A 5845-nucleotide genomic window follows, 5' to 3' on the forward strand; every position below is an offset into this window, starting at 1 on the left:
GTATAAATATTGAGTTTTTTTGCTATGCTTACCGTTTCGTCATGGCTATTATCATCGGTTAAAAGAATATCATCAACAATATCTTTTGGGATTTCGCTATAGGTTTGTTCAAGGGTTTTGGCTGCGTTATAGGCAGGTAAGACAACGGCTATTTTTTTTCCATTTATCATGGGACAGGACCAGTTGTTGATTTACAAATTGCGTATGCAGAAACTTTTAACTCATAGAATAGATTTACAGATTATATTATATACAATGTCATACCATGAGTTAGAAATAAGAAATTATATTTATTCTAGTTTATAACTATAAATTTTTAGATCACAGAATAATAAGTTTAGATTCATTATATCAGGTGTCAATGCAACAGAATAAACGACTCATAAAATCTTGGATAAAAAAACAAAATAAAATAGGTCAAAAGGTTATTTTGCCAATCGTTATTTTAAGTTTCTTTTCCAACATAATTTCGATGGGCATTGCTTGGTGTATTGCCCAAATATTGGGGAAACTATTATTACCAAGTATACATTTACCTGTTTCCACATCTGTTTTATTAAGCCTTTATATTGTATTAATTTTGCTCAAAGGGGTTTTGATTTACAGCGAAGAGTTAACCGCGATTAAAATCGGTTTAATAGCACGAAAACGGCTTAGATCTGAAGTATTGACGCAAATTATTGCTGCTGGTCCTATTCTTTTGTATAAACATTCCATCGGTGCTCTATCGTCTATAGTGATTGATCAAATTGAATCGTTAGATGGCTATTTTTCTCGATGGTTGCCTATATCCATTTTATGGATACTATCCCCTTGCACCATATTAATATTTGTTTTTTTTATACAACCCTGGGCTGCACTTATTATTGGTTTATGTGGCCTAATGGTTCCTGTTGCGCAAGCGTTGTTTGGGATTGGTGCAGCGGTTGCAGCTCGCAAACAGTTTATAGCTATGATGCGTTTACAAGGACGTTTTATGGATCGCATCAAAGGAATTGCTACTATAGTTTTGTTAGGTCGTTCCAATGATGAAGCAAAAAAGTTAGCGTTTGCTGCTAATGAGCTTAGAATATGCACGATGAAGGTTTTGCGCGTAGCGTTTTTATCTTCTGCTTCTATCGATTGTGCAATGATTGTTTCCATTATTTTAGTAGCAATGGTGGATGTTGGAAGCTTTTATAATAGTGCCCCTTTTCATTCGGTGCCTGTGACGCATGCCTTGTTTGCCTTACTTATTATACCTGAATTTTTTCAACCTTTAAGAAATTTTGCCTTGGCTTATCAAGATAGGGCAAAGCTTAATAGTGCGGCGGCTTCTATTGTTGTATTACCTGAGAGTTCAAATAAAGATAAGGTAAACAAATCGTGGAATGATACTGAACTGTATGCGCTTGAATTTAGTGATGTTTCCTTTTTTTGGGATCCAGCAAGAGGAAAAGCCCTTGAAAATATTTCCTTCAAAACAAAATCGAACGAGAATATTACTTTAATAGGACCGTCAGGGGCAGGGAAGTCTACGCTGATTGATTTGCTACTGGGCTTTATAAAACCAACCAGTGGCATAATTAAATTAAATGGGGTGGACATAACCACGTTAAATAGTGAAAATTATGCGTCCTTATTGGCTTGGATCGGCCAAAGACCAGTTATATTTTCATCAACGATTAAGGAAAATATACTTTTTGCTAATCCGAATGCTAGCGAAGAACAATTTAATAAAGCTATTGAATTAGCCTCAATGAAAAAAATAATACAGGAATTACCTAGAGGCATTGATACAGTAGTGGGTGAAGGCGGGTATGGCCTTTCCGGGGGACAGGCGCAAAGAATAGCAGTAGCCAGAGCATTTCTCAAAGATGCTCCTTTAATTTTGTTGGATGAGCCTACGGCTCATCTCGATCCTCGTAATGAAGCTGATATTTTTGAGAGTATTCGTATCCTTGCTCAGAATAAATTAGTGGTGCTTGCAACGCATTCTGTCAGTGGACACCATCTAGAAGGGTTACACCTGACGTTAGAGAAGGGGCATATTATGTCTCGAATGATGGTAAACTAGGCGTCCTTATTATGAAAAATCCTCAAAAAAAAGTGAAAACAATTGAAGCGTTCAAAGAAATTTTCTCTGTTTGGCGTGTGCATCGTTTTTCTATAGGAATAAGCATTGTTTTTTCTTTACTTGCTTTAGGCTTTGGGTTGGCTTTGATGAGCTTAGCGGGCAGTAAAGTTGCCCTCAGCGCTTTGGGCATTGCGATGATAAGTTCATTAATGTTAAAAATACTGGGGGGAGGGCGTTTAATTATGCGTTACGTTGAACGCTTATATACCCATAATGTTATGTTCAAAGCAATCGCAGATTTAAGGGTTTGGTTCTTTAAAAAATTGGCAAAAGGCGCTGCAGCAGGATTAGGATTTAGGCATAGTGGGGATATACTTTCACGGTTAGTTACGGATATTGAAACGTTAGACAATCTTTATTTGCGTATATTTTTGCCTTTTCTTGGGTTTTTATTAACTCTTTTGGTCTTAATCGCTTCAATAAGTATGATTAATATTCCATTAGCCTTTATTCTATCGTTGCTATTTATTATTTCAGGGTTTGTTTGCCCGTTGCTTTCTGCTTGGATAACATGCAAGCGTGGCAAAAATCTTATTCAAGGTATAGCTAAATTACGCATGGTCTCCCTCGATTGTATTGCTGGATTAAAAGAAGTCAGAGTTTTTAATGCGGCACATCGGTTGCAAAGTTTGATAAAAAAGCACGAGGCTATTCTTTTTAATGAATATCACGCACAAGCAAAAATCATTGCTTGTTTTAGTTCGATAAGCTATTTGTGCGGTCAAATTGCTGTTTTGTGCATTTTTGCAGCGGCCATGGATATTGGCTTTCAGGGAATCCATCCTCTTCAAATTGTGTTTTGTTTGTTCTTAACCTTAACAGCGTTTGAAGTGGTGCTTTCTTTGTCTAAAGCGGGGGCACTTGCAGGTCAGATCGTGAATTCAGCACTGCGTGTAGTAAATGTAAACGATGGTTATGTGTATGTTGAACAGGGATATGACAGCACATCCCCCTGTGGATTTGATATAAAAATTTGTAATCTCGGATTCCGGTGGAAAGAAAATACACCATGGCTGTATCGTGCTTTTAATCTTTCTATCAAACAAGGACAAAGAATAGCGATTGTCGGTTCGTCTGGTGCAGGGAAATCCACGTTGGCGGCGTTGTTATTAAAAATTATTCCTGCTACAGAAGGTGAAATATGGTTGGGTGACAAACAAATATGCGATTTGAAAGATGATCTTGTAAGAAGTAAAATTGCTTGGCTCTCTCAAGAAACGCATCTTTTTGACGACACGATTAGGGAAAATTTACGTTTAGGCTACCCAGACGCCAGTGAAGAAGAATTATGGCAGTCTTTAAAAGATGCTGCGGTGGATGATGTGGTCAAATCGTTTCCAGACGGATTGGATACATGGTTGGGTGAGGGAGGAATACGAGTATCGGGAGGGCAAGGCAGAAGAATTGCATTGGCGAGGACTTTGTTATCAAAAGCACCCATTCTTTTATTTGATGAACCAACTACAGGGTTAGACGTGGATACTGAAAAAGATTTTTTTCAAATCCTTAACCGTATTGCTTTGGACCGCACCATTATCCTTATTATGCATCATCTAACAGGGGTTGAAAAAATCGATTATGTATGTCGTTTGTTCGATAAATAATTTAAGAATTAATGCCATAAAAGTTTCATGTTTGTTTTGTCTACAAAAGCAGATATGGTAAATAAAATAAATATATTGAGATGTTAGATTTAATTAAGGAAATGTAAATGCGCCGTATATTGCCAACTATCTTTGTCGCTTCTTTGCTTTTTGGTTGTGCTCAGCATTCTAATCTGACCGCAACCAATGACAGAACTTACGTTGTATTTTTCCCTTTTGCTTCTACTAAGCTTGATGATCCTGCACAAACTACAATTTCTCAAGCAGCAAATTATGCTAAGCATTTTCCTGCAAAGCACGTTTACGTTAAAGGCTATGCTGCTATTTACGGGGATATGTCTATCGATGAAAGTTTGGCCAAAAATAGAGCTGAAGTTGTATCAAAGCAAATTATTGATAAAGGCATAGATTCTAATCGAGTACACGATAGCCCTAGACCCCCTGAAGATAGAAAAAATCAGCTTGCAGCGCGTCGAGTTGAGATTGAGGTTAAATAAGTTTATTTATATGTTTTATGAATAGTGTGAATTCTTTGGAAAAAAGCACGGATCCTCTCAGTGCTTTAAACACTATATTTGGTTTCCAAGCTTTTCGTGGTCTACAAGAACAAGCAATTCGCTCAATAATAAATGGCGAAGATGTTCTTTTACTTATGCCTACAGGCGGTGGTAAAAGCTTATGTTATCAACTTCCTTCATTATGTCGAAAAGGCATAGGGTTGGTCATTTCCCCCTTAATTGCTCTGATGAACGATCAAGTGGCTTCGTTACGACAATTAGGGGTCAATGCAGGCGCACTGCATTCTGAGATTGGTTTGGAAGAGATAAGTCAAATACAGCATTCTATTATTCATGGAGATTTAAAAATACTTTATATCTCTCCAGAAAGACTGGGAACGGAGAGTATGCTTGCAACGTTAAAGCGGAGCAGGCTTGCTGTGATTGCCATTGATGAAGCCCACTGTGTTTCGCTTTGGGGACATGATTTCAGACCCGAATACAGATTGATGAACAATCTTGAAAATTTGTTTCCAAAGGTTCCAAGAATAGCCCTTACTGCTACGGCCGACCCTGCAACCCAAGCGGACATTCTTACCGCCTTATCTATGCCAAAGGCAAAAATTTACAAAAAAAGTTTCCATCGTAGCAATCTGTTTATACGCGCGGTTCCTAAAACTTCAGAGACCAAACAACTCTTAGAAATTATTAGTCAATTTTCTAATCAAACCTCAATTATTTACTGTGGTAGTAGAAAAAAGGCCGAACGTACGGCATTAAGGTTAGTGAACCATGGGTTGAACGCGCTTGCCTATCACGCTGGATTATCATCACTTGAGAAAAAAACTGCCTTATTACGATTTCGATCGGGAGAGCCTCTCATCGTTGTGGCTACCGTGGCTTTTGGTATGGGAATCGACCGGCCTAATGTACGATTAGTTGTTCATTTGGATATGCCGAAAGGTCCAGAGCATTATTATCAACAAATTGGGCGGGCGGGTCGAGACGGGGATAGGGCGGATGCAATTTTATTGTATAGTGGTGAGGATTTTGCAAAGGCGAGATACTGGATTGATCATTCTGAATTGTCTGACCAGCAAAAAAAATTGTCTTTTAATCGGTTAGAGATGATGATCAATTTTGTGGAAACTACCCAATGTCGTCATCAAGTTTTATTAAGCTGTTTTGGCGAAACAATGCCCAATCCCTGTGGTCATTGCGATAATTGTAAACATCCTCCAATTTTATTAAGTGGAACTGTAGCTGCACAAAAAGTTTTATCCGCTGTTTATCGGACGGGTCAATGTTTTGGAGCGTTACACATTATAAATGTTTTAAGAGGGCTTAAAAATAATTATATTTTAAATTATCGTCATGATCGTTTGTCATTATTTGGTATTGGCAATGAAAATTCTGTCAATTTTTGGAAGACGATTATTAGACGATTGCTCGCTGACGATGTTCTTAGGCAAGGGATTGAACGATCAAATTTTTTTCTTAACAAAGAAAAAGCTTTGCCTTTATTAAAGGGAGAAAAAGAACTTTTTATAAAAAATAATTTAGAAACATATAATTTTTCTAAATTATCTGAGGCTAAACAATCGAGTTTATCTAGCGAACAACAAGCT

The 5845-nt window shown here is 37.5% G+C and carries 5 protein-coding genes; 4 read left to right on the forward strand and 1 reads right to left on the reverse strand.

Annotated elements, in window-relative coordinates; all coding sequences use genetic code 11:
• The coding region (locus tag AABE15_RS00695) for a glycosyltransferase (protein WP_338329362.1) at positions 1-170 on the reverse strand (170 nt) is incomplete at its 3' end.
• A gap of 191 nt (positions 171-361) precedes the next feature.
• Between AABE15_RS00695 and cydD the strand changes: the two genes are divergently transcribed.
• The 4 genes from cydD to AABE15_RS00715 form a co-directional block, all read left to right on the forward strand.
• The gene (cydD, locus tag AABE15_RS00700) at positions 362-2056 is read left to right on the forward strand and encodes a thiol reductant ABC exporter subunit CydD (protein WP_338329358.1); all 1695 of its coding nucleotides are present in this window, start codon (positions 362-364) and stop codon (positions 2054-2056) included.
• An 11-nt stretch (positions 2057-2067) separates the two neighbouring features.
• Positions 2068-3720: a thiol reductant ABC exporter subunit CydC gene (cydC, locus tag AABE15_RS00705; protein WP_338329359.1), complete on the forward strand. Its 1653-nt coding sequence runs from the start codon at positions 2068-2070 to the stop codon at positions 3718-3720.
• 107 nt (positions 3721-3827) lie between these two features.
• Positions 3828-4217 carry an OmpA family protein gene (locus tag AABE15_RS00710; protein WP_338329360.1) on the forward strand — a complete coding sequence of 130 codons (390 nt, stop codon included), beginning with the start codon at positions 3828-3830 and terminating at the stop codon, positions 4215-4217.
• A gap of 26 nt (positions 4218-4243) precedes the next feature.
• On the forward strand, positions 4244-5845 hold a 1602-nt coding region (locus tag AABE15_RS00715), incomplete at its 3' end, for a RecQ family ATP-dependent DNA helicase (RefSeq protein ID WP_338329361.1).

The organism is Commensalibacter sp. Nvir, assembly GCF_963921845.1.
Taxonomy (GTDB): domain Bacteria; phylum Pseudomonadota; class Alphaproteobacteria; order Acetobacterales; family Acetobacteraceae; genus Commensalibacter.